The 25,530-nt window shown below is 56.2% G+C and carries 21 protein-coding genes and 4 pseudogenes; 2 read left to right on the top strand and 23 right to left on the bottom strand.

Annotated elements, in window-relative coordinates; all coding sequences use genetic code 11:
• Positions 1 to 102 precede the first annotated feature (102 nt).
• The 18 genes and pseudogenes from CSV86_RS18265 to pilL2 form a co-directional block, all read right to left on the bottom strand.
• The gene (locus CSV86_RS18265) at positions 103 to 1,542 is read right to left on the bottom strand and encodes a DUF6094 domain-containing protein (protein ID WP_009399098.1); all 1,440 of its coding nucleotides are present in this window, start codon (positions 1,540 to 1,542) and stop codon (positions 103 to 105) included.
• A gap of 37 nt (positions 1,543 to 1,579) precedes the next feature.
• Positions 1,580 to 2,182, bottom strand: coding sequence for a hypothetical protein (locus CSV86_RS18260; protein ID WP_009399100.1), 603 nt, complete (start codon positions 2,180 to 2,182; stop codon positions 1,580 to 1,582).
• Between the two features lie 378 nt (positions 2,183 to 2,560).
• The gene (locus tag CSV86_RS18255; protein WP_009399104.1) at positions 2,561 to 3,166 is read right to left on the bottom strand and encodes a DUF3275 family protein; all 606 of its coding nucleotides are present in this window, start codon (positions 3,164 to 3,166) and stop codon (positions 2,561 to 2,563) included.
• Between the two features lie 62 nt (positions 3,167 to 3,228).
• Complete coding sequence (locus CSV86_RS33835; RefSeq protein WP_446532478.1) at positions 3,229 to 3,759, bottom strand: DUF5983 family protein; 531 nt, start codon at positions 3,757 to 3,759, stop codon at positions 3,229 to 3,231.
• Entirely contained in the window at positions 3,707 to 4,027 is a 321-nt protein-coding gene (locus tag CSV86_RS18245) for a hypothetical protein (protein WP_009399108.1), read from the bottom strand. The genes CSV86_RS33835 and CSV86_RS18245 overlap by 53 nt, the downstream gene beginning before the upstream one ends.
• Positions 4,028 to 4,320: 293 nt before the next feature.
• The gene (locus tag CSV86_RS18240) at positions 4,321 to 4,866 is read right to left on the bottom strand and encodes an STY4534 family ICE replication protein (protein ID WP_009399109.1); all 546 of its coding nucleotides are present in this window, start codon (positions 4,864 to 4,866) and stop codon (positions 4,321 to 4,323) included.
• Positions 4,867 to 5,562: 696 nt separating this feature from the next.
• Positions 5,563 to 5,913, bottom strand: coding sequence for a hypothetical protein (locus tag CSV86_RS18235; protein WP_009399115.1), 351 nt, complete (start codon positions 5,911 to 5,913; stop codon positions 5,563 to 5,565).
• 108 nt (positions 5,914 to 6,021) lie between these two features.
• Positions 6,022 to 6,378: a hypothetical protein gene (locus CSV86_RS18230; RefSeq protein WP_009399117.1), complete on the bottom strand. Its 357-nt coding sequence runs from the start codon at positions 6,376 to 6,378 to the stop codon at positions 6,022 to 6,024.
• 887 nt (positions 6,379 to 7,265) lie between these two features.
• The gene (gene pilM / locus CSV86_RS18225; RefSeq protein ID WP_009399118.1) at positions 7,266 to 7,706 is read right to left on the bottom strand and encodes a type IV pilus biogenesis protein PilM; all 441 of its coding nucleotides are present in this window, start codon (positions 7,704 to 7,706) and stop codon (positions 7,266 to 7,268) included.
• A 116-nt stretch (positions 7,707 to 7,822) separates the two neighbouring features.
• Positions 7,823 to 9,063: pseudogene (gene pilV, locus CSV86_RS18220) on the bottom strand (shufflon system plasmid conjugative transfer pilus tip adhesin PilV).
• A 97-nt stretch (positions 9,064 to 9,160) separates the two neighbouring features.
• Positions 9,161 to 10,104, bottom strand: a pseudogene (locus CSV86_RS18215) (ATPase, T2SS/T4P/T4SS family).
• A 15-nt stretch (positions 10,105 to 10,119) separates the two neighbouring features.
• The gene (locus CSV86_RS18210; RefSeq protein ID WP_009399124.1) at positions 10,120 to 10,635 is read right to left on the bottom strand and encodes a type 4 pilus major pilin; all 516 of its coding nucleotides are present in this window, start codon (positions 10,633 to 10,635) and stop codon (positions 10,120 to 10,122) included.
• A 34-nt stretch (positions 10,636 to 10,669) separates the two neighbouring features.
• Positions 10,670 to 11,836 carry a type II secretion system F family protein gene (locus tag CSV86_RS18205; RefSeq protein ID WP_037060148.1) on the bottom strand — a complete coding sequence of 389 codons (1,167 nt, stop codon included), beginning with the start codon at positions 11,834 to 11,836 and terminating at the stop codon, positions 10,670 to 10,672.
• A gap of 282 nt (positions 11,837 to 12,118) precedes the next feature.
• Positions 12,119 to 13,384, bottom strand: coding sequence for a GspE/PulE family protein (locus CSV86_RS18200; protein ID WP_240160531.1), 1,266 nt, complete (start codon positions 13,382 to 13,384; stop codon positions 12,119 to 12,121).
• Positions 13,385 to 13,393: 9 nt separating this feature from the next.
• Positions 13,394 to 13,948, bottom strand: coding sequence for a type IV pilus biogenesis protein PilP (gene pilP / locus CSV86_RS18195; protein WP_080604756.1), 555 nt, complete (start codon positions 13,946 to 13,948; stop codon positions 13,394 to 13,396).
• On the bottom strand, positions 13,938 to 15,266 hold the full coding sequence (gene pilO2, locus CSV86_RS18190; RefSeq protein ID WP_080604757.1) for a type 4b pilus protein PilO2: 1,329 nt from the start codon (positions 15,264 to 15,266) through the stop codon (positions 13,938 to 13,940). Before pilO2 ends, pilP begins: the two co-directional genes overlap by 11 nt.
• 9 nt (positions 15,267 to 15,275) lie before the next feature.
• The gene (gene pilN, locus CSV86_RS18185) at positions 15,276 to 17,108 is read right to left on the bottom strand and encodes a PilN family type IVB pilus formation outer membrane protein (protein ID WP_009399141.1); all 1,833 of its coding nucleotides are present in this window, start codon (positions 17,106 to 17,108) and stop codon (positions 15,276 to 15,278) included.
• A pseudogene (gene pilL2 / locus CSV86_RS18180) lies at positions 17,105 to 18,242 on the bottom strand (PFGI-1 class ICE element type IV pilus protein PilL2). Before pilL2 ends, pilN begins: the two are co-directional and overlap by 4 nt.
• 176 nt (positions 18,243 to 18,418) lie before the next feature.
• On the opposite strand from pilL2, the gene CSV86_RS18175 reads away from it, so the two are divergent.
• A complete protein-coding gene (locus CSV86_RS18175) occupies positions 18,419 to 19,093 on the top strand; it encodes a DUF6710 family protein (RefSeq protein WP_009399145.1) in 675 nt (224 codons plus the stop codon).
• Here CSV86_RS18175 and CSV86_RS18170 read toward each other — a convergent pair.
• The 4 genes and pseudogenes from CSV86_RS18170 to CSV86_RS18155 all read right to left on the bottom strand — a co-directional run bounded on the left by CSV86_RS18170 (position 19,083) and on the right by CSV86_RS18155 (position 23,708).
• Positions 19,083 to 21,049 (bottom strand): annotated as a pseudogene (locus CSV86_RS18170) (DEAD/DEAH box helicase). The gene CSV86_RS18175 and the pseudogene CSV86_RS18170 sit on opposite strands and share 11 nt — an antisense overlap.
• Complete coding sequence (locus tag CSV86_RS18165) at positions 21,046 to 21,387, bottom strand: hypothetical protein (RefSeq protein ID WP_240160529.1); 342 nt, start codon at positions 21,385 to 21,387, stop codon at positions 21,046 to 21,048. Before CSV86_RS18165 ends, CSV86_RS18170 begins: the two are co-directional and overlap by 4 nt.
• Before the next feature lie 94 nt (positions 21,388 to 21,481).
• Positions 21,482 to 23,392, bottom strand: a complete 1,911-nt coding sequence (locus CSV86_RS18160; RefSeq protein WP_009399149.1) for a DNA topoisomerase — start codon at positions 23,390 to 23,392, stop codon at positions 21,482 to 21,484.
• A 118-nt stretch (positions 23,393 to 23,510) separates the two neighbouring features.
• Positions 23,511 to 23,708 (bottom strand): CrpP family ICE-associated protein, encoded by a 198-nt coding sequence (locus tag CSV86_RS18155; RefSeq protein ID WP_009399151.1) that lies wholly within the window; start codon positions 23,706 to 23,708, stop codon positions 23,511 to 23,513.
• Between the two features lie 633 nt (positions 23,709 to 24,341).
• Between CSV86_RS18155 and CSV86_RS18150 the strand changes: the two genes are divergently transcribed.
• Positions 24,342 to 24,851 (top strand): acyloxyacyl hydrolase, encoded by a 510-nt coding sequence (locus tag CSV86_RS18150; RefSeq protein WP_009399152.1) that lies wholly within the window; start codon positions 24,342 to 24,344, stop codon positions 24,849 to 24,851.
• Between the two features lie 170 nt (positions 24,852 to 25,021).
• On the opposite strand, the gene CSV86_RS18145 is transcribed toward CSV86_RS18150, so the two are convergent.
• On the bottom strand, positions 25,022 to 25,528 hold the full coding sequence (locus CSV86_RS18145) for a single-stranded DNA-binding protein (protein WP_009399153.1): 507 nt from the start codon (positions 25,526 to 25,528) through the stop codon (positions 25,022 to 25,024).
• Between the last annotated feature and the right edge of the window lie 2 nt (positions 25,529 to 25,530).

The raw sequence follows: 25,530 nt of genomic DNA, 5'->3' as shown, positions 1-25,530 counted from the left end.
GCATCTCCTGCAGGTAACGCAGGGCATGCACAAACCGCGGCGGGTATTGGCATACCCTGCGGGGTTGTGATGTGTACGCCGTTGCGGCGTGAGTGGCGTGGGTCAGTAGTCGCTGGGAAGTAGCAGGGTGGTGTAGCTACGATCGGCTTCGGTGATGATCCAGAGCCTGGACTCGTCCCCGGCGTCGATGTCGTAGCTTGAGAACAAACGGTCTCCGTGGGTAAGTGCGAGCTGGTTGGAGGCTCTATCGTCATCGCATAGCTCGCCCCAGTCGCCTGCAAGGTGGCGTTTCAGCACAGAGGCGGGATTCAGCTGCCCAGTTTCCACCAGATGGCTGATAGCGGCGGTCATCACGATTTGTCCTGGGTTGAACAGTGACGTTGCAACAAGCTCTTCAGCTGCAGGCGCTTCGTCGATGCTCGCCGGCGAGGAGCTGATGATCAGCACCTGGCCGTGGTTCACCGAGGAGGTCGTCATTTCCCAAGCGCGGATGATCGGGATGAAGCGATCAGTGAGGGTTCTGACTTCTGAGACGTTACCCTTCTCGTCCTCGGTGAATTCGGTCTTGCGCACCTTCTCTTTGTAGGTATCACCCTTCACGACCAAGACCCGCCCCGATTTCGAACGTACAACACCGGAAATTGCGCCGGCGGCCAGGGCCAGAGCGAGGTGCCAGCGAGAAAGCTCGCGGACAGGGGCTCGGGGTTGAAGGCCGGCTTGCCCGAAGTGCAAGTTGAAATCGGGCCAGAGACCTCGCAACCGCAGAATCTCGGCGGCGAATTGCTCCGGCTCCAGGCTAATGCGGTAGAAGTGCTCCAGCTCGCCAGCAACTGACGGGACGAGATATGGCTCCCATGGCCAGATGGCCGGGATCTCCTCGGGTTGTTGTTGCCCGGCACCGATCGCCTGCAGATGAACCCTCACCTGGCTGGTGGAAGCCCGGACCAGGTCCTGCCGACGCACACGGATGCCGAAGATCACCACCTGTTTGAAGGTGGAGTCTGCAGCACCGTACACACGCAGGTCGGCGAAGTGATTGCTCAGCCATCCAGTCAACTCGTCGTCCAATACATAGTGAGGGACGATGAGCACCATCACGCCGCCGTACTGCAGAAGCGGGAGGCAGCGCTGATAAAAGGCTTTCTCCAAGCGCCGGCGGCCGCTGCCCTGATACTGGGATGCACCTGAGTGATCCGCGACGAGGTCACCGTAAGGTGGGTTGAGCCAGAGCAAACCGAACGATTGGCGGCTGATCAACGTGTCGAATAGGTCGCTGTGCAGCACCCGGTCGAGTAGACCATGCGCGTGATCCGCGCGTTCGCGATCGTACTCGACAGCGAACGCTTGGACCTGATCGCGGCCCAAGAAGTGAGCCGCTTCAGCAAGGGCAACACCTTCACCGGCACAGGGATCGCAGATCCTCATCCTGCCAGAAGTGGCGGGAGTGAGTGCCTGCAGCGTGCGTTCAAGAGTGATTTCATCGGTAGGGTAGTTGCCGTTACGGGCAAAGTTGTGCGCCAAGCGCGGAAACATGAGGGCCATAGGGCGTCCTTTGAGTTGGTTGAGTTGGTGAATGAGCTCAGGCAGGCGCCTGAGCTTCAGTGGTGAGTACTCCCTGGCGAATCAACTCTCCGAGTGCAGGCTCGAGTACCTCGAGCTTCATGGCGAGTCGCCAGGCGCAGACATTGCCGATCGCTCCAGGGAGGGCAATCAGCATCTGGTGCTGGGTGAGGACTTCCATCACGGGCTCGCGCCAGTGGAGGAGAAGGGGAAGCGGGCAGGTCTCGATCACCAGCGGCCAGAGCCGTTGGTGTGGGGCTTCATTGCGCTCTAGGAGGGCGAAGGCGAAGTGATTGGCCTGGTCGGGCACCGAGGCGCGTCGATCGAATAGCCAAAGGTGCAACATGCTGCCGAATAGGGTGCCGCGGAATTGCCGTGTGGTGCGCTTTTCCAGCAGGTCGTGGTTAGGAAAGACAGGAATGCTCCGCCCGTCGATGAGAATGTGAAACTGCTCAAGCCCATTCTCTTCCCGGCCAAGTGTGAGCCTGGCCAGAAACTCCTGCAGTGCGGTGTCACGACCCCAGGCCGACAAGAACACCAGGTTGCGTTGCTCATCGCACACACAGGCGTCGACGTACAGGTCTGGGCACTCCTCGATTTGGAACAGGGGAATAGGTGTCATTAAACCTCCGAATTGGAGGCGTACGCTCCAGAGGGCGTATGCCCCCTGGGTAGTATTGAGTTAATGGTAGGTACGGGTAGTGGGATCGAAGGGCAAGGGATCAAGCCGATGCAAAGGGCCATGCCCTTCTTTGAAGCGCTGACTCAGATACTGTGAGCGAAGCCCAACAGCAGCGTCAGCCTGTTCCGATGTGAGATAAAACTCCCCGATGAAATATTCAACGAGCTCTTCATCGGTCGACTCATTATCGTTTGTTAATGAGTCTTCGACGAAGTACAGATAGTCGTCAGGCACGCCTTTAAAAAAGGATTCATGGATTCGCTCCCGATGCTGAAGAGGGACCCCAAGGAGGCTCCAAGGTGTGTGGTGCAGGGCGCTTTATGGCGAGACCCTGGACCAGGTTTGAGTTTTGAAGTCCATGGTGAAACCGAGTTGGTCTAGCCGCGTGCATTGAGCGCGCAACCGTTGTCGATCTACCGTGGTGTCGAGCCTTACGGTTTCGCTCAACGGCCAGACCGTGCCGAACAGCTCGGCGTCTTGATCGTCAGCAGTTAACGATGTCGGCTGATCCATCCCGAATGGCTCATTCGAAGCAAGAGCATCGGTTTGGGGTGGTGGTGGGGGAGCAACTGGAGTATGTCGGGGCGGTGCCAATGGGGGCGCAAGCCCATTCTCCTCCAAGGGGTCGGGAACATTGGTCGGCAGGTGTTCTTCGTCCTCCCGGCTGAGGCCTGTGACATCATCTAGGGTCATGCCCTCGAGTTCGGCTCTGATTTCGACAACGAGTCGGCCGCCGTGGGAGTAGTACGAGGGGCGAATCTGCTTGATCGCGAAGTCACCTCTGTACTTGCCCTCCTGGTACTGGTCCAAGAGGGCGTCTTTGATCGTGAATTCACCAATCGAGGTGCTCAGGCGGCCGACATTAAAGAGTCCAAGTCGGCCGGAGATGGTGCGGATGGCCAACTGGCCTGTGATAGAGATCATGTGTGCTCCCCGTAAAACATGGGGAACTCCCGGCGGGCGTTCCCCGCGAGGGTGGAAGGTAGTCAGCAGCCGAATAGAGGCAGACCGTTGAGAACGTTGCTGTTGGGGTCGATCACGAGAAACCTCACATCTGCTTGAGCGGCAAGTGTGAGTAATCGGATGGTTTCATCACTGAAACCTTCTTCTGCCTGGAGAGCTTGAAGTGATTGCAGATCGTATCCCCAGTACTTTCCGAGATGATCATCGGTCCAGGGCGTGCTGAAGATTTTGAAGCCGATGGCGTCACTAAGAGGTAGCGTGAAACACTCGAACTGAAGCAAAGATGTATCTGCGTTCTCAACGAGTGTCTGCAGGTCTTCCCAGTCTGCCTCGGGCAAGTGGGCTGAGTCGATTTCGAAAGCTGGGCTGCAGCAGGGATGGGCTAGAAGGTGAGCTGTTGAAGCGATGTGAAAGGGGTTGGGGATTGTGTCATGGGGGCGTGCTCCTGGAGAGAAGCCACCCCAGAGGGTGACCCCTCTGGGTGAGTAAAAGATGGTTGTGTCAGGCTGGGGCGGCAGCAGGCTGCAGCTTAATATGGATATAGGCCGGCTCATTGTCGGGCGTGACGACTCGCAAGGCGAGTTCGACCCAGTCCCGCTGGCTGCCGGTATGTTGTTTCGTGTACACGCCGAAGTTGAGTGCCGTGGCCAGAGGTTGTTGCTTGAGCTCCTGCCATGCCGTTTGGACGACGGTGGCAAGACGCTGGCTCATTTCGGCTACCCGTGCTGGGTTTTCGAGATAGATCGTGCGCATCCACGCTGTGTTGTCCAGGACAACCGGAAGGGTGAGATATGCCTCGGTCGAGGCGGAGGGTATGGACATCAGAGGTCTCCAGAATGAGCGAGTCCTCAGTCCGCGAGGATGAGATCCTCGCGGGTAGGTAAAGTAGAAAGCACTCCATCACCAGGTGATGTGATCGCGCCGCCGAGTGCTATGCGATCTTGGGTGGGTTAGCGCAATGCGCTGGAGCCTTAAACCCTGGCTCCGGGAGGCACTGTCGACGACAGTGAACCAATACGGAATTCGTTGGCCGGGCGGTAGGCACAAACATCGCAGTTGCTCGCATGCCCTCTTGGCAGAAAACAAAGGCGCTGAAATCAGCGCCTTGATAGAGGTTAAGCAGCCTGGTCGGCCTGCTGCGGATCATCATCACCGAAGTTAGGTTGGCGCTGTTCACCAAACTGGTCGGCTACTGGCGGTTCCTGGTTCAGAGGTTGTTCAGGAGCAGGAAGCTCCTGATTGTCCACTGGGGTGTTGATGGTTTTCGGTTTCGCTTCGTAGACCAGCTTGCCGTCAACTTTGATCCAGCCGATGTAGAGCAGGCGGCCCTTGAGGCTTGCGCCGGCCTGACCTTTCTTGTCACCTTTTTCATAGGTGAAAGCATCAGCCCAGATGTCGCCGATTCGGAAGGAGACGAGCACCTTCTTATTGGCTTCAACAGCTTGCTGGCAGCGTTTAACCAGCGATTCTGCCTCGGCACCGACAACGTTGCAGTCGATGTAGGAGTACTCAGCTTTTTCAGTTGCGCCGTGCAATGCCGCGACGGTGACACAGGTGAACGGTTTGCCCTTGCGGGGACTAACTTGACGGATACGGTTGAGGTATCCGATGCCAGTGGTGTGCAGGTCGAAGAATTTGGCTTCGTTGGATTGGTTGCTCATGGTGATTCTCCAGTTTCAAAAGCGAAAGCGGAGAAACACTTCGCCCATGGGGGAAAGTATTCCCCGCGTGGGTTGGGATGGAGCGAGTTGGGTAGGCTTCCATCAATCGAGAGATTGATCAATCGCGCTTCCGGAAGCTTGGCGATTTTGGGGAGATCAACACCGCAGTGGGTGTAGCAGTCTTCCAGATCATGACTGCTCGGGCTTGGGTTACTGACAACGTCAGCAGCTCACGATCACAAGAATGTAAATGAAGAAACCCATTGTCAAGCCTTAAAAGAAAAAACCCTCCAGGCGGAGGGTTTAGTTGAGAAGGTCGATGATCAATGTGCTTTGAGAATCTTCTGGCACCGGCGTTTGATGTTGGGCCAGTCAGCCCATACTGCCATACCAGCACAGATGAACAGCAGAGCGGTGAACATGAGGATGCCGAATGTGGTTTGGCTCATGTCATTCCTCCGGGGTGAGGTAGATGCCTGTAATCCAGATTACAACACCTACCACGAGGGCGAAAGCGGTCAGGAGACGGCTAGTGCTGAGGAAGATACCTACGAGGGCGGCCGCGACGGCAGTGGTCCCGATCTTACGTAGGTCGTCTGCTACAGCTGCGCGTTTTTTTGATGCCATGGCGTTCCTTTGATCGCCAGGCCCTCACCTTGCCAGGTGGGGTACCTGGCAAGGTGAGGTTGAAGGGGATTAGATCGCAACTGGAGCTATGAGATCGTCCAGCGAGCCCATACGTAGATCTGGTGCTTTGGGTTTGCTTGGCTTGCGCTGGCGGGCGCGGCGCTTGGACGGGGGTACCGCTTTGGTATTGGCATCGAACCACCGGTTCAGATCAACGCCGCGGCGGGCGAGGGTAGGTATGCGGCAGAGCTCATCCCAGTCGTTGCGGGTGGGCTTGATGTTCGCGAGATGAATAGCAGGCTGGGCCTGGGTTTGGACAGCTGGCGTTGCCCGCTTCATAGAGCGCATGAACTCTCGGGTGAGGGTGCCGAGCGCGTAGCCAAAACGAAAGCTGGTCGATGGTGCAGATATTGCGGTCATGATGGTTCTCCTGCGGTTTGGGATGCGGAGAAACCCTGACCCCAAGGGGAGTGGTTTCCCCGTTGGGTTTTTGCGGCGTGTGGAACACTGGGTAAATCGAGGGACGCTTTAATCGACTTCAAAGCAGCCACAAGGGCAGGTCAACCAATTGAGGCCGTGGGAGCAAATACCGTTGTTACTATCTTCGGCTTCAATCTCGAGCAACTCTTCTTCAGAGACGTAGTCGTAGGTGTGTCTGGCGAAAGCGAACGCATACTGAACTTCAGGATCGAGGTTTTCGTCGTCGCCGTAAGCTTCTCGCATCCTTTGGCAGAAATGCGAGCGAACTACTGCCTCATAGGTGGAGTAGCGATGTACTACTTCGCTGTATAGCTTGCCGACAGTGATTTCAATGGCTTCAGGTGAGGCCGTGCCTTGGTAAACAGGCGCGTCTTCGTGAAGTTCGAATTCAGAAAGTAGGGTCATGGGTGTCTCCTGCTGGAAAAATGCAGGGGAACACTTTGCCCGGCAGGGAAGTGATTCCCCACTGGGTTTGCGGAAGGAGCTTCTATCGACGAAAAGTCGACCGGTCGTGCTACCAGAAGCTGAAACGACCTTCGGGAGGATCACACGATAGGCGTGCTGCAGCATTACGGATCCGAGCTGCATTGGGCATGTTGCTGACGACGTCAGCAGATCACGGCTTAATAATCGGAGCGGGGAGGGGTTATGTCAAGCGGGAGGGGGATGGAAGGGAAGCGCGGGAAGGAGAAGGCCGGCTGGATCAGACCTCGAAGGTGATCCAGCCGTGAATTGGAAAAACGTTGAAGGAGCCACCTGTGTCGGAATCGTCGATCCCTGGGCATTGATCGTCTCGATTCTTATCACCTGGCCATTCTCGTGGCTTTGGCCAGCAAACATGAGGCACGCATCCGCGCACAAAAGGAGCCCGGCTTATCGCCGGCGGGCCACCGGCATAGGAGAGAGTACCCATTGGGTAGCCTGATGGACCTTCTACAAGTCCATCAGGCTACCCAAAGGGAGTAAAAGAGGAGGGGCCACATTACCAATGTGGCCCTTGGATCAAAGAAGCACCGAACCTCTTGAAACCCTATGTGCCTGTGAACTCGATCATCACGAGTTAGACGGCTGCGCGACTAGAGAGAGCAGGGAGACACAGGGAGAGCTTCAACCAGATCCGCACGCCCTTCCCGGAGCTATAGCGTGCTTACGGTTTGGTGTTGAGGCGAACCGCAACACCTGGGCGCTACTGATGACCGTCAGTAGCCAGCGGGGTTGAACATCTGAGTGATGTCATTATGTTGTCGCACAGGCGCATATGCAAGCAGCTGAGGTTTCTGGCTGGTTAATCTTTAGTTGACGGCTACCACCGCACCTTCAGGAACTGAGGCGGGTATGCTGATGCCCGTTTGGCCTGTTGACGGTGATACCAGGATCCCTGAGCGGTTTACGCCAACCGATACTGACCTGGTGGCTCTAACGAGCTCCGCTGGCAATCCCGCTGCTGCATGTCCCGTGTAATAGGTGAAGCTTTGACCGGCAGCGATAAATGCTGCCACACCGGTTGGTTTCGAGTACCAGCCTGGCAGATTGAGGTCATCCTCATCCGGATAACCAGTGAAGGATGGGTTGTCCTTTGCAAATTCAGCAGCTGCGGAACGGTACACAAGCAGGCCTCTGCAAACTGCATCAATAGTGGCAGAGTCTGCGTCGTGAGCTGACTGATCCTTGTAATGATCAATCACACCCACGGCAAGGAGCAAAAATGTTAGCACTATCCATTGTAACGACATGACGTATCTCTAAGGGTTTCTGAGCGAAAGCTGCACGTAGTGCCTGGCTTCAAAGCAACGTGTAGCTTCTGATGTCAGTGGCTTGTCAGGGGCTAGCTCATTGATTATTCAAGCACTCACCAGCCTGGCATTTTGCTTAAGTTGTACACCGGCATGCTTGCCAGACCGACTTTTCCGGTATTGTTTGCATATTGCCCGCTGGCGTTAACGCACGCGGTGTTCGAGCCGCAGTAGTTATATCCAGTTGTGCCACAGTAGACGTTGGCAGTGCACCATGCGTCTCCCCAGAATTTACCATCTATTACTTTGCCAATACCTCGGTAGCGGTAACCGACACCCGCCATGTCGAACTCGTAGTAGGCTATGTCAGTAGCGATGCTGGTCCACATTCCGGATTGACATGTGAGGGCTCCGCCAGTTGAGGTTTTTGCAAGCAGCTTACTATCGCTACAAGGAGTTCCTTCGGTTGCGATTCCTCCAATAGAAATAAATTCGCTAGTGGCGAGGCGGCCTGTTGCTGTAATGGTGGTGTTAGATACTATTGATCCGGCATCAACAGCTCCGCCAGTTTTGAAGCCTTTGTCGTTATAGACTTTTACCCAGTCAGGGTCGGTTTGATAGATGCCTCCGCCCCATTTTTCACTGAACCATCCAGTGTCGCCTCGAGTCCTAAACCAGCCAGTAGTGTAAGTTTCTCCAGTTATATTGGCTTGACCGCCAGTAATAGTTCCGGTCGCGACCACGTCAGTCGCATTAACACTCTGGCTAGTAGTGATAGCTCCGTTGGCGGTGATTGCCCCAACGCTGTTAATGTCATTATCTCCCATGTTGAGGGCCGTATTCATTTTATTCAGCTGAGGCTGACCGGGCACGGCGTTACGGTACAGGTAGTCGTTCGCTAGCTCGCCATCCATTAGAAATAAAGCGCTTGCTGTATGGCCGGGACCTGGATTAACGCCATAGTTACTCAACGCAACCTGCCACCCACCTCGTACACCTTGAACTACGCTCGGATTCGACGACGAAATAAATCCGCCAGGTCCACCTAGACTTTCAGCTACCTCTCTTACTCCAATCTCAGAGATAGGCTGGCCCCAGTGGTTAGGACAATAACCTCAAGCTGGTCAGGATTTGGTTTTCGCGCTAGTCCAACAATAGCTTGACCAAATCCATTAGTGTCAGAGAAACCATTAGGCAGGTAATTGGTGTTTCTGAGCATTGCGACTGTGATTTCAGCAGGAGAAGTTGGGCTGGCGCTGGCAAGTACAGCGGAAAAGTTGTCTTTTAAATATTTGCTGACAGCTTCCGCAACTATCCGCTGCTTATCTGCTGCGATTCGATGATCCTGAGCGGCCATCTGTTTGCTCGTCCAGTAGGTGCCCAGTGTGAGCAAGATACTGACAAGAATGAGTACGAATACGCCGTCAATGCTTAGCATACCCAGTTGGTCGCGTTTATTGATCATTCCAGAGACTCCTGGTGGACTGATTGGCTATGTCCTGTTCGATCTTCTGTAAGTGTTCCCAATGGCGCAGTTTTTCTCGAATGCCTGGCGCATCGTCACCAGTAAGTGAAAGGCATTGCAGTTTTAACCTTTTAAAGCCGGTTGGATCTGGCAGGAGTGTCTGATGGATCACCGCTATCAAGCCTTGAGACAAAATGTGCAACGCATTGGGAATTTTTGGCTCAGCTAGCGATGCCAGGCGCTCAATACCATGAAGGGCGGACCCTCCATGACCGGTGCAAAATATGAAGTTTCCATTGATACTTGCTTGGACGACCTGAGCTGCGGTTGGAGTATCACGCACCTCTCCAACTAAAAGGATGTCTGCGCGAGTTCTCAGTGCTCTTATAAGCGCTTCTTCATATCCCCTTTTTTCCTTGAGACTGGTATTTGAATGCATCTTCCCAGTCCGTGCTCTCCATGTAAGAGTGGCTCAGGTGGGTCTTCGACAGTCAAGGCTACACCGCCGAGACGGCTTAGTCTCGCTACCAGCATCGATGCAGCAGTGGATGTTTTTCCGGTACCCATTTCGCCACAGACATATACCAGTCCGCGAAGTGTCGGTCTAAACATATCTGTGAGAATGTTTTCAGGAAGACCGATATCATCAATAGGTATAATTTTTACTGCTGATCTGTTCAAGACAAATAGCGGTTTAGCATTAAGGTCAAGTAGTTGTGTTACTCGATACACCAATCCATGGAAAATAAGGGAAAATTCCGGTTCGTCAGTTGTGTCAAAGTGTGCCTGGCAAAGAGCTCGAAGCTCCTCAACATCCTCGTGCCAATTAAGAGGCACGGAAACACGAGTGGGCTGCCCGAGCAGCCCCTTCACGTCTGCGAAACCGTCGCCGAGGTAGAGGTCGACGAATGTGGCTTCGGAGATTTCACTCACGTCAGACCCCTTCAGTTAGTAAGTAGTCCAGGCGATTGTGTTCGCATCATTTGAGCAACTCGTCGAGGCGGAGCTGGCCAGAATCTCCCCGGTGGTTGCTGTTCCGCCGTTGATCACAGTCGAGGTCTGCTTGTCCTTAGCGACTTTTGTTGCAAGGGTGATACAGCCACTTTTAGGAACGTTGGCTTCGGTAATGGTGAAGGTCATGCCATTGCTGACTACGGTTACAGAACCGTTCCATTGGTTCACAAGACTGGTTCCGGAAATCCCCATAGATCCAGTGCCTTCAATGTTGATTAGCGAAGGAACCAGGTTCTGGCCTGAGGCGCCATAGCCGGTAGATCCCTTCAGTTTCTTGGTGTTGGCAATCAGAGAGCTGACATTACTCTGTTCGATCGCCACGTCGGAGTTTCCTACCATTTTCCAGCCCATCCATAGAATGAAACCTAAAGCTATGGCTATCAACATGAGCCAGAAAACACCGTCGATTGAGAGAAAGCCGTCTTGTTTCTTTACGTTGAAATTTTTCATATGTTATTTCCTTGTTGTATCTCAGTTGGTTGAATTAAAGTGTTGCTGATTCCATAGCGCCGCCTGCCATCTGGAAAATCCCTATCACGACCAAGATCATGAGCACGCCCATGAATACTGATGACATTGCAATGATGAAATTGGAGGTGGCCTCGACTCGAAGTAGTGTTTGCTCAAGCCAGCGGTTGGCGAAGCGTTCCATCGACTCAGCGAACCCTTTCCTGGTAGCGAGTACTCCGAGGTAGTGAATGGCCATGGTGTCTGGAAACTGGTGTCCAGCGAGCTTCAATGCTTCACCGAAGTTCTTCCCTGAACTAACACCGTAGTGAATCGCCGCTAAGCGCTCCTGCATCCAGGGTGAGGCGCTTCTTTCTAGAATGGCCAGGGCGTCAAGTTGGTTTATTCCTGTTCTTAGCATGACTGACATGTTTAGTAGGAATATGGAGCCATGGAGGGCTTTGTAAATAGACCACGGAGGGGCAGGCTCGACTAATAAGCGAGCGCGTTGTAGGAAGTTGCTGGCTTTGATTTTCCAGATTGGGCTGTCAGGGCGAACTTTTAATCCGCAGAATATGGATAAGGTGGAAAGTGAAAGTGTTGTTGCTGCAACGAGAGATAAAAGTAGGAATACGCCATAGCTGCTTACAAAGTTCGACATGTGATACAGGAGCGCGGGTATTCCGGTCCAATTATCTGGATCAGAACGGCGCGACATTGAAGGAACCATCCACAGTGCGATCACATACAGTAGGGCCCACATCAGACTCCAGGTTAACGAGGGCAGAGATACAACTGAACGAACCAGCCTTGCGATTCGTTGACGGATCTCAATAATCCTCACGCAGTCTCGAAAAGACTGCACCAGATTTCCTGTTTCCTCGCCGGTTTCAATGAGAGAAGCTTCATCAGGAGGAACGCGAGACCTGCATGACTGTGCAAGAGATTTCCCTGAGCGAACTGACATTGTGATTTCGCCACAGATGATTGAAACCGGATGCAGTTCTTTGCCGTCATTGCTGAATGCTTTTTCAACGGTTTCCAACGCTACATCTATAGGAATGCCGTCTTCCAAAACTCCCATAAGACTTTCATAAAACTGTATGCGCTCTTTTTTGCCAAATTGCATAGCGTAGAAAGACTCTACCCAAGCATGGCTAGCTTCCTTTACGCCTGAAGTGAAATCCCTAAAGATGTCAAACATTTGATAGCTCAACTAGTTGTCGATCAAAGTCCAGAGGGCCGACTATTCTCTCTGCAAGCCGAGGGTCTACAATGCCGCTTGCAATTTTAGTGATGGAATGGGCGATCTTGGTGATCCCACCCATCTCGTTCACCCAATATCTCCGAGCTGCTCCAGTTCCGCTTTTTTCAAAGGTTCGCATGAAAGACAAATCAGGTAGTATGATTTCGCCTACACCTGTGCGATCAATGACCCCCATTTTTCTGCAGCACGCACAACCTTCCCCGCGCAGATTGACTTGGTCTACAAGATCAAGTTTTTAAGGCGATCGAGAAGACCTTTTTCCAATATGCCTAAGTTCTCTCTTAATGGGATTCGGCAGCTTGGGCAAAGAACAGGTAGTAGCGACTGGTTTATGAGGCCAGTAGTTAAAGCAGGATCTGTCACTAGGTAGCTTGGCACGCCCATGTCAATTAGACGCTGCAGTGACGCTGGTGCGTTATTCGAATGTAAACTTGACCAAGCCAAATGCCCGGTCAGTCCGCCCTGGTAGGTTGCCACAGCAGATTCGGAGTCTCGCATCTCACCAAATAAAAGGACGTCGGGGTCTAGTCGCACTGTGTTTTTAATGCCATCCGCCCAAGTTTCGTTAGGGCCCAATGGCGACTGGTTGGCTTTCAATGGATATTCAGGCGGGTCTTCTAAACTTAAGATGTGCTTTGTGCCCTGTGTTTCCTCGTAAAGCTTGTCCAGGTTTTGTTGCAGTGATTTCGATTTGCCTGACCCGGTTGGTCCAGTAAATAAGTTTACTCCGTAGGGAAGACTTCTCAGCCTTGCAAGCTGGGCCAGCTGGCTTGGTAACCACCCCAAAGACTCTAAAGTCGCCTTCGTTTTATCGTCATACAAAAGACGCATGACCATCAATGGACCATCAACCAAGGGGCGTGTAGCAACTCGCGCACCAAACAATCCCAACTCTTGTACAAAGCTGCGAGCAACGCGTGCATCTTGTGGTATTTGCGGTTGGTAGTGATCTTTTGTTACATCGCACATGCTGTTGTAGAGTGCGGAACATAATTCTAATCCAACTTGGCTTTTTTCCTGGCGAGCCTCCCAAAGTAAGCCGTGGATCCGGTAGAAGATTTTTGTGATTTCGTGTCCTACCACAAGATGGACGTCACTCGCTCCGCTTTGATGTGCGTCATCCAAAATGTGTAGCACTTGCGCCTGGCGGTCGGTACCGGCTGAGGCTGTTCTGTTCTTTACCTGAGTGGAATTCTGGTAGATGGCTTTGATATCCGTCATTGAACAAGCGGATACCGTAAATTCGAACGCCTCATGTTCCAGTCGGTCCATGAACGCCATAATGTATGGGTCGCTCAAGTGTTGCGCCGAAAGGTGAAGCGTTCCGTCATCGGTTAGAGCACAGAACAGCCTCAGCTCTGGCTTGAGTTCGAAGCGTCCACCAGGACCTGTTAAGACCTTCCCCGACGCAGAATAGACGCCTAGATTCGTTCCAGGAGGCAGCTCAACACTTTTGGAGCCGGGCTCGGCGATGGTGGTGTTCATTGCCCGCCCTCAGGGGTAAGTCTGCGTTACGCCCGGCAGCGGTGCTGCTGGCTGGCTCATTGCAGGCAATTGGGGGCTCGCTGGTACCGGGACCTGGTTAGAGAACCCCAAGGGATAACGCTGGCCTTTCCGCTCGAGCGTTACACCGTCGAGCGTGATCTGTTGTACTCGGAACCCGCCAGGGAGCTCACGACCAAGTCCGGCCTCAACCTCAACTCCACCACTAAAGAGCAGAGTTGCCTGCAGCTTGATTGATGATCCAGTGATCGCTTTGACCACCGGAATATCCGGATGCTGGAGTTGCTGCCTTCCACCGTCGGGTGCCTGCGATGCAGCTCCAGATGGGAAGGCACCATGAGTTGTTTGCGGTGCTTGCGCCGCGTTACCAACGTCGTTTACTTCACGTTCGGCTTTTTCAAGCTCAGCCCGTGCCTTGAGCAGAATGGTCTGGCTTTGGATCCTGCCGAGTTCGCCAACGTCGATTCCTGACAAATCCGCAGGGGAGGCGACCGCCTCAGCAGCGAACAGGCAAAGCAACGCCAGTCCCAGGGAGTTATTTTGCATACAGGTCACCTGTCACAGTCCACATGAGGTGGGTGGTTTGAAGTTCGGCCTTAATTTCCCGAAGTCTCAGAACGCTGATCGGAGCCGAGCCAATCGAGTCGTACGGGGGAACGCCGGTTGTGTACCTGATCTCGAAGTGTTTCCACTGAGGAGGTGGAGGCGGCGGAGGGGCAGGCTGGCCAGGGAGTGCCGGTTCCTGAGGTACGACTACAGGAACTTCGTTGAGAGTTGGATCCTGGGAAAAACCATGCAGCCAGGAGCTCAGTTCGGAGAGAACCTGGGGCGAGTCCTGCAGTGGCTCGTCTCCAGCAACTGGAAGCGAAATGTCATACCTCAAGGCAGTCGCATTGCCTTGCTCAAAGAATGCCGGTCGAGTTGAAAACCTTTCACCGATGGCAGTCAGCAACTCGGCTGAGGTGCTGTTTCCAGAGCGTTTGTAGGTCGCGACGACTTGCTTGCCATTGCACTGAACATCACTGAAGTACCACCCGTGAATTCTCAGTGGGAGGTGATAGATGATTGAGCTGCAACCCTCCAGAAAGCTCAGGACAGATGGCTGATTCGCCCAGGGATGCTCGAGTGCTTGGACAGGTTGCGCGCTACCGCTTTCCGCCTCCATTCGTGCCAGCGCATCCAGCCGTACTTGTTCTGCAGCGATGCGCTTCTTGAGCTCCTCGGACTCTACGTAGGACTTCCACTGGGTGTATCCGATTACCCCGCCGGCGACCAACATCGCCAGCAACGCCAGTTGGACCAACTCCGCGCGGGACAGGCCGAACACCAACGGGCGCAGTCGATATTCCCGTTTGAGCCGGGAAGGGACAAGGAACTCTTCAATATCAAGCGGCTGTCCACCCATTTCAAACTCGGGCGGGAGATACCACTGCTCAAATTCGATTCCGCGGCTTCGTTGTTGCGCTACTCGTTTACGTACCTCGGCTGCAGTACTGATGAGGTCGCAGCCAGGGATGATGCCCCCTTTATGGACGGCCACGACGGCGTAGCTGTCTTCATCCTGGGAGACCTTCCATGCTGCAATCCAAGACTCACCAAGCTGACCAGCCAGAGTGGACGCTAGGGAGTACATACCCTTGGTGACCCCATCCGATCGAGAAACAAAACCTGCTTGAATGATTCGTGGCGTGCGTCTGATCGTGACGATATCCAGTTGGTGTTCTTTGCCGAACTGCCGTGCCTCTTTCATGTGACCTGTGATGCTGCCGAGCGGGTGCCAGCGAAGGCCGGTTACAAAAGTTCTCCCTTTGTACTGGAGGGTTTGTACTCGAGAGGCACGAGTGGTTGGCGCTTCTGTGTTCATCGGTTCACCTCAAAGCCCGACACAGCCGCGGGGCTGTGTAGCGCAGCTCCGCTTCGACTGGGGAGTGGCAAGGAGGGATGCGACAGAAATGAAAGGCGCTAAGCGGTTGTGGATGCTGCCGCTAAGGTTGTCAGACATGACGACTGGCGTGATCAGAACGACCAGGGCCGTTTGCTGGCTGCTGCGGATGCTTCCACCACCCAATCCAAAGAAACTGGCGCTGCCAACTCCTCGCTTGGTCGCGTTCTCATTGGTCTCCTCGAAACCCGTGAGGACCAGTGTTTGCCCGCTTCGAAGGAGAACCTTGGGGGCAGTATTCTTGGTGTCGTAGTTTGCTGTCTGAACGCTGGAGTCGTTGCTGGTAAAGGTTTGAAACTCCGGCTTGCTGCTCATGGCCAGGTTGACCCAGAGCAGCATGTTTTCTTTGTCCAGGACCTTAGGAATCAACGTCATGTTGAAGCCGCTGGTGATAGTCGCCGGCGTCAGCGAGGTGCTTGAGCCCACCGAAGCAGTGGTACTGGTTGTGCTCGAGGCGATATAGCTCTGGACGTTGCCAATCTGTACAGGCGCTGGTTGGAGATTAAGGGTCGTTATGGATGGCGATCGGACGCCCGAAATTCGCCCCTGTTCGGAGAGCGCCTGCATAACTGCGTTGGATCCGGCCCAGGGAGAACTGGAGGTATCAAGGATGCTAACTGATCCAGACACGGCGTCTGACGCGATGCCGGTTACCTGGTTCGTCAGTGAAAAACCCCATTTTCCCGAAACCGATTTGTAGACTGCTGCCCAGTCCACGGCCGTCTGGTCGCGGTCGACCAGGTTGACCTCAAAGATCTTGACGTTGAAAAGCACTTGCCGCGTGATGCTGCGGTTGGTGCTCTGCAGATAGGTCGTGATTCGCTGCAAAACCTCTGGGCGATCGCTTACCGTCAGGGTGCCCGTTGAACGGGCCATGAACAGCCTGCCTTGGGGCTGAGTGCTTAGCATCGCCTTGACGTTGTTCTCGATGTCGCTGAGCAACGATGTTTTGATCAGCACGGTGGTGCTTTGATTGCTTCCAGATTCCCCTGTAGCCCCAGAGCCGGATGAGGTCCCGCCACTCGAGCCACCACCTGTCGAAGTCACCAATCCGGATCTGACCGTGCTTTCGATCACCTGGTCGTCGCCGAAGGCCCAAACGTCAAACACCTTGGTGTCGAAATAGGTGATTCTCACTCCTTTGATCTGAGGGTCGTAGTGCCAGGAAAGACCGAGTCGGGACGTAGCCTGATTCAAGAGCCCGGATACTGGACCGGAGTATTTGATTTCATTAATGAGCCCTGCACCGGTGAGCAAGGAGTCAACGCCTCGAGATCCGGAAGGAACACTTCCTGTCACACCGGCAGGCATTAATCCGGCCAAGCTGTCTGGGTTGTTGACTGGCAATGGAGCAGGGGCGTTCGTGACTGAGCCAGTTGATGTATTTGTGGACAAGATCGACGGGTTGACAGCATCCGGGGCGACCACAACCGGGAGTCCGGTTTGCTTCGTGATGTACTGGGCCAGTTCTGTGATGCTGACTGCGAAAGCCGGTCGATAGGCAATGTCGCGGTCTAAGGCGAAAGGTAGGCCGCGTTTCATCTCCAGGGGCTGAGTGGAAACCCAGGGTTTATGGCTGAAGACGACGGTCTCCCGGTTTTGCTCCGGTTGCTGGTTCTGCAGGAATTTTGCGTATTGCCCCGTGGTATGCCCTTGCTGTTCAGCACGGTCAAAGGACTCATTGACTCGTTGGACTGCGCAACTGCTTAAGAGCGCCACTGCAACAGGGGCAAGTGCCCAGTGCGCCCGAGGTGACTTGATCATTTCTTTTTCCTCTCTGCGACGTACAACACGCTCTGGGAGCCTTCGCTTCCGTCAACTACGAAAGATCGCGGCGCATTGTCGTAGAGCGGGAATAACTGCTTGATGGCCTCCTGGAACGAGCCCTCGAAGTGCAGCGGTGCCTCGATCGGATAGTTGAGGTCTTCCTGGGCCCAGATAACTCGCCACCTGGCTTTCTTGGCCCATTCCTCAACGCTGTCGCGCAGTGTTGAGCCAACTTCGGCCGTCCATACCTGAGGCAGCGGCCGGGGTGGCGGGGCGGGCTTGACCTCGATGGCCGGGGCCGCTATTGCGGGAGTGGTTACGGCCGACGCCGACTTGGCATCTGCGAGGTGGTTGGGCGCTGTTGGTGCTATGGGCGCAGTTGTTGAAGGTTTTGCCACGGCGGTTAAAGTCGCAGCTGGGATAGAGCCATCCTTGGCAGGTGCCACTGGGGGAGCGCGGGGCCCACTGGCGCTGGGACTGCGACAGCGGGGGAGTAGCGGTGATTGGGGTAGGAGCAGTTACAGCGGCGACTACAACGCCTGACGCCGTGGCCGGCGTGGCGGAACTGGTGGAAGGTGCCCGCACTTTATCGGCGTAGAGCTGGCCCGTCGGCGCCGATGGGGTTGGCAACTGGTATCCAGGGCGAAGCACGAAGCACACCTGGCGGTTCACTTCATCGACTTTAACCTGCCAGGCCGGGCCCGCGAGGACCTGCAGGGTGTTCCGCAGCGTCATCGGGCCGAGCTTGTACTGAGCCGCCGGCAGAGGACGGGTGTACAGGATGTCGACGTGCTGGGAGCTGGGTGGGCAGAGGACATAGCCTGACCGGTCGACCACGTAGAGCATGGCGTCCCGAACACTCGGGTTCATGCTGGACGGGATGGTCACGTCGATGATCTGTGCCATCAGGTCGCGCTGGCTTGCGTCGGGTTGTGTGCTCACCAAGGTGTAGCGGCCATACCGAACGACCGGCTCTTTTTCCGGGGTCGCCCCGTTCGGGTAGATGTCCGGAGACAGCCATTCGGGATTGCGGCTGCTATCGAACGCCGGCTTCGACGGCTGCTCAGCCTTCTGAATCGCACAACCCGCAACGAGTGCGACGAGCGAGAGAGTGGTCAAATGCCTGATCATGAGGCCCCCTGTAGTCATTGAGGGCACGGTGACAGCCAGCAAATTCTCATGCAGCAGGAAATCAATATCACACAGAGTTAGAATTTCCGGCGCGCTTGATGGAACGCAAGCAGGTTGCCGCTTAGGGTGCCGAGGTTGGCCTGACCTAGAAATGGAAATGATCAACGGAGGTGATAATGCTCGACAGTCGGATCGCCGCTTTCGAACACCTGATGGACTGGGCGAACAGCCTCAGCGCTGAGCACAATCGGCGCGGCCTGGAAGACCTCATAAAAATTGTGCTCAGGCCCGTTCAGGCCGTTCACTTACGAGACGCACTGCTTCGACCTCGGCATGCGGGCCCTCAGTCGCTGCACTGGATGAGCTCACTTGGTGGGCTGTGGGATGGTTACGCCGATAACGGCACTTGGGCCGCATTTCTGCTGAAGAATTGCCGCCGGCCAGTTGATCAGAGCTCAAGCATCCGGTTGGCCAGTGACATGGTAATCCCAACTTTGTGGTCGGAAAGCAGCATACTCAACAGCCTCGGCATGATCGGCGAGGGGCGAGAACTCGGCGCGTTCGTGCAGGATCCAAACCATAGCGTGACCCTGATGCAGCCGTTGAACATAGCTTGGGTCAACGGCGGTAACCATTCGATCGCCCAAGGCATTCTGGGCGGGGAAGGGGTGCTCGTACCTGATGATGTTTATGACGTTACCGAGATCATCAGGGGAGTGCGTTTTGATGGCGAATGCTGGGTCTGTCGGAAGACCGGCGACAAATATGGTTCACCAATCTACGTTGAGTTTGGATGGGCCTGGGAGATCGCACGCTTGCTGGTCGACCTCCCACGCGGATCTACTGGCTGATGGTCGCGGCGAGCATAGCTTTGGCCAAGGCGTCCTGCTGCTCTTCCGGCTCAATGAGCTCCAAGCTGACTTGGCGCTTCGCTAAGAGCATCTGCCAGAGTTGCTGATCGATGCTGTTCTCCACGAGGGGATCTTCACGATCACCGTCCTGAGCTGACCATTCCGGTACGCCCGGTCCTCGGCCTGATCCTGTTGTCCGGGTGTCCAGGGCAGGCCCAGGAAGAAGACATAGTTGGCCGCCGTGAGGTTGTTGCCTGTACCGGCGGCTTGGGTGGTGCAGATGAAAGCCCTGCAGTCGGGGTCGCCCTGGAACTTGTCGATCGCCTTCTGGCGCTTGGTGAGTGAGTCACTGCCGACCAGGGTGATGTTCCCGATACCGGCTGCATCGCACAGCTCCTTGAGGCGGGCGACGGTGGGTTTGAACTCGCAGAACAGGATGACCTTGTCTTCGGGGTCCAGCTCGCCCAGCAGGTCCATAGCGACTCTGACCTTCACCTGTTCCAGGTAATGGCGAAGCGCGCCGAGCCTGGCAAAGATGGGCCTGTCCTCGAAGCGAATGCTGTCGTACTTCTTCCGCTCCTCCACCCCCATCGCCACGGGCAGCAACTGCCGGTGCTTACCCTTGAGCCCGGGCAGAACGTCTTTGCGCCGGCGAAGCATCCAGTCGCCCAGTTCTGCCCGGAGGTTTTGCCGGAACTCTGGGCTGCCGGCGAAGCGTTCGCAGAAATCGCTGAGGGGCAACTGGCCGACCGGGTGCCCCGATAGACGTAGCAGGGTGTGCAGCTCCGTCTCGCGATTGAGGACAGGCGTGCCTGTCAGCAGATAGCGATTCGGCACCTTGGCTGCGATGTCGAAGCCATGGCGTGTACGCTCGGCAGTCGGCTCCTTCAACTGGTGCGCCTCGTCGACCACTAGAACGTGGTAATGCTCAGCCAGCAGCACGTAGTCGCCGAGACGCTCGTAGTTGATCAGCATCCATTGGACCAGCGGGTCGTGTTTCTGCACAGCGACTGTCGCGTCGGGGTAGACCGCCAGGATTTCACGCTGCCAGTTGATCAGCAACGAGGAAAGGGTCACCACCAGGATCGGGCGACCGGCTGCACTGATATGCGCCGCGATGACGGCCTGGCGTGTCTTGCCGAGGCCCATATCGTCAGCCAGCAGTGCGCTGGTGCGCTGGAGCAGGTGAGCGATGCCAGCAGGCTGGTGATCGAGCAGGGAATAGCCGACCAGGGCCTGGGCGATCGTGGCATCTGAGAACTCGGTGCGTTCGATCGGCGAGACGGCAGCGAGGTAGATGTCGTTGGAGCTCTCCTCACCGCTGGTGGCTGTCGAGGGTTCCTGAGGAGTACCGCCCAGGCTGATGCGCGGGATGTCTGCTGCTGGAGTAACAGAGCCATCACCCAGGAGCTCCTGTACAACGTCCAGGATCTCGAACTGGTCCTCTACAAGACCGAGCTCCAGGACCAGGTTGCTGCGCAGGATCTCGGCGGTGGCGTTGACTCGCCACGAGCTGGATTTTCCCAGGAACACTCCCCGCATCCGGCGGGCCACTGCAACGACTCCAGGATGATAATCTCCGGACAGCAGCACACCGCCGTCGGCTAGCGGCGCGATGCGCAGCAGCATCCCCCAGGTGAAAGCGTCGCGGCGGGGAGCACTCAACGCGGTCTCGATCTTCTGGCGGAACGCCTGCCATGATTCCGTGACCTTGTCACCGGCCAGCTCGACTAGCTGGTGGTACACCAGGTCAAGCTCGTCGATGAGCTTGGCCTTGGGCACGCGCCAATATCGGCAGAGCGGGTGGTCGCCGCGGCGGATGAAGAAACCGCTACGCGCAAACATGACCTTGTTAGCGCCTTCGATGTAGGGCATGAGGATGCCCATGTCGTAGCCGTCAAACACGGCGGCTTCGAGCAGCACTGGCTGGCTATTGAGGAGGCGTGGCCGCTTCAATTGTCCGCGCTCTTGGACTTCATTGGCACCGTTTGGTCGAGATGGTAAGCAGGCACCCAGCGAGTTAAGAGCACTGAGCCGTGAAGCGATCCACCCTGGCCACTGATTACATAGGCAGCTGGTTCTGCGTCCTTCAGCACACGTCTGCGTTCCTGCTTCCAGTACCCGGCGGTCTTGATGTCGTCAGGTTGTAACGGCCAGCAGGACTCGCCTGGCCGGGATTCATAATGTGGGATCTTCGGATTGTCCGCTTGCTCGGCTTTCAGACGATCAAGGACTTTTTGGGAACGAGCCACAAGCACCTCCGGGGAAAGAGTAGGCAACACGTCATCATTCAAGGTGCGCCTGCCCGCACCCGTGAGAGCGAGCAGAATGTCAGCAGGAGGAGAACGGCTATAGGAGAAATGGATTACCGCCCTCGAAGCATTTCGGTTACATCCCCCTGGGCTTGGACATATCCGGTTTGCCTTTCACTGAGGGGTAGCTCACACGGCAGTTGTTCACCTTGTACCCGGTGCACCCCCAGAAGTCATACCCGCCTTCACCGCGCTTCTGCCGGCGCGCCAACGGCATCCCGCACTTGCCACAGGAATGTCCGCCCTCGGAGCCCGAAGGGGCTTGAGGCGATCGCGTTTGCACCGCCACTGTGGGCGCCTGGCGGAGGGCTGCGAGCTCCGTCTGCAGGTGCTGATAGAACTTAGCGACCACTGAGCCGTACTGTTCCTCTCCCCGGGCAATTCGGTCTAGATCCTTTTCCAGCGTGCTGGTGAACGCCAGCTTGACGAAGCTGAAGCGGCCCTCCAACTGGTCGATGGTGCTCACCCCCAAGGGGCCAGGGACCAACTTGCGTTTCTCCTCGACCACCAGGCCCTTGCCGGTGATGTTCTTGACGATCGATGAGAACGTGCTGGGTCGTCCGATCCCCAGCCGCTCGAGCTCTTTGATCAGGCTGGCCTTGGTGAAGCGTGGCGGCGCCTTCGTCTTCTGGTTCAGCACCTCGCCCTGGATGACGCTGAGGATCTGCTTGGGTTCGAGTACCGGTACCGGGTTCTTGGGAATGTCGGTCGACTCCTCATCCGTGTCGTCCTGCTGCAGAAGCTTCATCCAGCCCAGATAGGCTACTGTGCTGCCAGTCGCGGCGAAGCGCAGAGGCCGCTGATCCGGCCCCCTGGCCAGCAGTTTCGCGGTGCGCACGTCGTAGATGGCGTCTGCGAGCTGGCTGGCCAGCGCCCTGATCCGGATGAGCTTGTACAGCGCTTGTTCTTCAGCTGACTCGCCTGCGACTTCATCCTCCCACGCCGTTGGCGCAATCGCGGGGTGGCCTTCCTGGGCGCTATCCGCAGCCTTGAACGTCCGGCGCTCGCCCACCACGTCGAGGCCTTGTCTGCGAGCCACAGCCTGGATATCCGGCATGGCCTCATCGGCCAAGTTGGGGTTATCCGTCCGGTGATAGGTGATCACGCCCTGCTCGTACAGGCGCTGCGCGACCTGCATGGTCTTATCCGGGTCCCACTTCAGCGCTACGCTGGCTGCCTGCTGCAGGGTGGATGAAATGAAAGGTGGCGGTGGCGGGCGCCGCTTCTTGCCGTCTTCACACGACTCGACAATTACCGCTCGTGTCGCGGCAACCCTTGCCGCGAGCGTGCCGTCCTGAATGTAGGGGGTCTCCTTACTGGCGAAGTCGGGGATCGGCTGCCATACAGCGGTCCAGTCCATACCGGTGGTGCCGTCCTTGAAGGTCAACTCTACCCCGAAGTGGTGGACCACCTTGAAGTTCCTGATCTCGCGCTCGCGCAGCACCACCAGGTAGAGGGCAGGCGACTGGACTCGACCAGCGGAGGTAGGTTGGCCCAGGACTCGGCGAAGCTCCTGCGTGACCAGATAGCCCACCAGGCGGTCCAGCACCCGGCGGCACTCTTGTGAGGCAACGAGCTGCCCGTTGATTCTTCGGGCGTTGGCCAGGCCCTCACGCACCCTGGCTTGGGTAATCTCGTTGAACGTGACTCGCTTGTACTCGCGGATGCCCAATGTCTGCTGGATGTGCCACGCGATACTTTCCCCCTCCCGGTCCGGGTCGGTGGCGATGTACACCTCCGTGGCGTCCTTGAGCGCTTTACGCATGGTGCTGACGTTGCGGGCACTCTTGGGCAGGATCTCGTAGACCGGACGGAGGGTCTTCAACACGCCGGTTGTGATCATCGTGTCGTCCTGGCCAGACTGGGGGAGGTCACGGATGTGGCCGCCAGAAGCCACCACCACCCAGTGCTCGCCAGGGCGGATTTTCTTCATCATGGGCCCAAGCTTCTTCAGCTTGCCCGGTGCCTCGATGATCATGAGTTTCATAAGGTGCCCCTGAACAGTTAAATCAGGGGCACTCTTGCCGCCCAGCGGGGAGGCCACAACGCGAAATGGTCAACTGGCAGGGAGGGAATTCGGGAGGGCCACGGTTATGGAGCAGGGGTCAAAAATTAAGGGTGAGCTGCTGGGCGCGCCTGTACCCTTTCAGCCAGGAGGCCAACATGGCGGGGTGCTTGTACGGGCAGGCATACACGGGAAGCCCTTTTTCGGCGGCCTCTACCCCTGCGGCCTCCACCGTAGGGTGGGGGTTATTGAACTGGCGTCTATCAGCTTTTCGCTCCTGGGCAACTTCGTTCTGCATCGAATGCTCCTCACCAGCGCCCCTGTTCCTGCCGAGCAAGTCACGCCTCAAACGACCTTGATACCGGCAATCTCACGACCAGGCGATTTTTACGGGCTCAGTAGCTGAGTTAGCTACAAGTTAGCAGCTGTAGGGCGGAGATGCCTTCAGGAAATGGAAAATTGCCAAAGCGACGATTTCCTACCAGGCCTTGACCTGGGCAAGCGCTGCTTGCAGCGCCCCTAGCGCTGTGACTTGTCGTTCTTTCTGCTGTTGGTGGTACGGGCGGATCAATGGGTGGATTCCTCTCCGGAAACTGGTCCGGCAGGGGAGTGGCGCCGAGGAGTGAGGTAGCGAAGTAATACGGTCCTTGCCACCGTTGACTCCACGGAAGGCGCTTTAAAAACGCCTAATAAGTTCTGGCACGCTGACTGAGGAGTAGGTTCAGGCTGAGGAAATGCAGCCCGGATTGTCGTCCTTGCTCCCAGGTACTTTACGAAGAGGCGAGCTGATTTTCAGGGGGGGCCGATCGATCCTCAAGTTATTGGAACTTCCGTGCAAGAAAATTTCTCGTACCCCGGAACGATTTGATAGCACAATGATTCTGATAGTGAGCTATCAAAATAACTCAGTGAAATATGGATAACCGTGATCATGAAGACCACCTTCGCTGCAGCTGTACTCTCGCTCATAGCCTGTACCTCCCACGCTGCAGAGCTCTCAGGATCGATTGGCGCGACAGGCCAGGGCGGCCTAACCGCGCGAGCAGGGGTTGGTTTCGATTGGGACAAGAGTTGGTTCCAAAGTGAAACCGGTCGGCTCACCGGGTATTGGGACGTAGGTTACACCTACTGGGAGTCTGGTGATGCCGCTGGAGGGAGGCATTCCCTATCGTTCTCACCAGTGTTTGTGTATGAGTTTGCCGGCGGAGATATCAAGCCCTTCATTGAGGCCGGTGTTGGTGTCGCTGTGTTTTCAGGTTCCACAGCCGGTGATCAGGACCTCGGATCAGCCTTCAACTTTGAGGACAGGATTGGGGCTGGTTTGAAGTTCGGCGAGTCGCAGCGGGTCGGCATCCGAGCTATCCACTACTCCAACGCCGGACTCAAACAACCCAATGATGGCATTGAGTCGTTTGCTTTGTTCTACAGCCATCAGATTTGACCGCTGGATTTGGAAGCCCAGTGCAAGACTGGGCCTACCGGCCCCCACCAGGCCGGTGCTTGGGCTGGTGACTTCATGCTTGGCTGAGCTGCATCGAAGGGAGGAGAAGCTCGAAGAGACGTCCTTGTCACCAGGAGCTTCACGATGTAGCGCGCCAAATTAAGAGGGGGCTACAGGGGGATGTCGTCGTCAAAGCCTTCGCCGTAGTGGCGCATTTCTTCGGGGCTCGGCTGAGGAGCGTTTTGAGCCTGGCCGCCGTTGGTCTGACCTCGCGCCTGACCCTGCGGTTGATTGGTGGGGCGCTGACCGCCACCAGACAGAGACACGTGTTCGATCCGATGAGGAAGAATCGCGACCCTGCTGGCTTCGACCTTGAGGGCGGACACTTCCTGGCCGCTCTGCTTGTCCGTCCAACTGTCCATGATCGCGCGGCCAATCACCACCACGCGCATGCCCTTCTGGAATAGAGCCGCAAACCGCTCGGCATCCTGGTGCCACCATTCGACGTTTGCCCAGAAGCCACCACGATCCTTGTAGCCACCCTGGCCGTCAGGAATCGAGTTGTCGAACATCACGTTGAGTCGCAGCATGTGCCGCGGATCTTTGTTGCCGTTGGGGAACGACCGGTGCTCAGCAGCGTTGCCGACGTTGCCTTCCCAAACTACTGGTGTACCCATGA

This window comes from Pseudomonas bharatica CSV86 (assembly GCF_000319305.2).
GTDB lineage: Bacteria > Pseudomonadota > Gammaproteobacteria > Pseudomonadales > Pseudomonadaceae > Aquipseudomonas > Aquipseudomonas bharatica.
Note: the sequence above shows the minus strand (reverse complement) of the source record. Positions and strands in the feature narration are given on the sequence as shown.

Coding starts and splice junctions, on each gene's coding strand:
- pilO2 (WP_080604757.1), bottom strand. CDS start 15,266: ATGAACACAGAAGCGCCAACCACTCGTGCCTCTCGAGTACAAACCCTC.
- CSV86_RS18150 (WP_009399152.1), top strand. CDS start 24,342: ATGAAGACCACCTTCGCTGCAGCTGTACTCTCGCTCATAGCCTGTACC.
- CSV86_RS18175 (WP_009399145.1), top strand. CDS start 18,419: ATGCTCGACAGTCGGATCGCCGCTTTCGAACACCTGATGGACTGGGCG.
- CSV86_RS18235 (WP_009399115.1), bottom strand. CDS start 5,913: ATGACCGCAATATCTGCACCATCGACCAGCTTTCGTTTTGGCTACGCG.
- pilM (WP_009399118.1), bottom strand. CDS start 7,706: ATGTCGTTACAATGGATAGTGCTAACATTTTTGCTCCTTGCCGTGGGT.
- CSV86_RS18160 (WP_009399149.1), bottom strand. CDS start 23,392: ATGAAACTCATGATCATCGAGGCACCGGGCAAGCTGAAGAAGCTTGGG.
- CSV86_RS18200 (WP_240160531.1), bottom strand. CDS start 13,384: ATGAACACCACCATCGCCGAGCCCGGCTCCAAAAGTGTTGAGCTGCCT.
- CSV86_RS18210 (WP_009399124.1), bottom strand. CDS start 10,635: ATGAAAAATTTCAACGTAAAGAAACAAGACGGCTTTCTCTCAATCGAC.
- pilP (WP_080604756.1), bottom strand. CDS start 13,948: ATGCAAAATAACTCCCTGGGACTGGCGTTGCTTTGCCTGTTCGCTGCT.
- CSV86_RS18145 (WP_009399153.1), bottom strand. CDS start 25,528: ATGGGTACACCAGTAGTTTGGGAAGGCAACGTCGGCAACGCTGCTGAG.
- CSV86_RS18230 (WP_009399117.1), bottom strand. CDS start 6,378: ATGACCCTACTTTCTGAATTCGAACTTCACGAAGACGCGCCTGTTTAC.
- CSV86_RS18245 (WP_009399108.1), bottom strand. CDS start 4,027: ATGTCCATACCCTCCGCCTCGACCGAGGCATATCTCACCCTTCCGGTT.
- CSV86_RS18205 (WP_037060148.1), bottom strand. CDS start 11,836: ATGTTTGACATCTTTAGGGATTTCACTTCAGGCGTAAAGGAAGCTAGC.
- CSV86_RS33835 (WP_446532478.1), bottom strand. CDS start 3,759: ATGAGCCGGCCTATATCCATATTAAGCTGCAGCCTGCTGCCGCCCCAG.
- CSV86_RS18260 (WP_009399100.1), bottom strand. CDS start 2,182: ATGACACCTATTCCCCTGTTCCAAATCGAGGAGTGCCCAGACCTGTAC.
- CSV86_RS18155 (WP_009399151.1), bottom strand. CDS start 23,708: ATGCAGAACGAAGTTGCCCAGGAGCGAAAAGCTGATAGACGCCAGTTC.
- CSV86_RS18265 (WP_009399098.1), bottom strand. CDS start 1,542: ATGGCCCTCATGTTTCCGCGCTTGGCGCACAACTTTGCCCGTAACGGC.
- CSV86_RS18255 (WP_009399104.1), bottom strand. CDS start 3,166: ATGATCTCTATCACAGGCCAGTTGGCCATCCGCACCATCTCCGGCCGA.
- CSV86_RS18240 (WP_009399109.1), bottom strand. CDS start 4,866: ATGAGCAACCAATCCAACGAAGCCAAATTCTTCGACCTGCACACCACT.
- pilN (WP_009399141.1), bottom strand. CDS start 17,108: ATGATCAAGTCACCTCGGGCGCACTGGGCACTTGCCCCTGTTGCAGTG.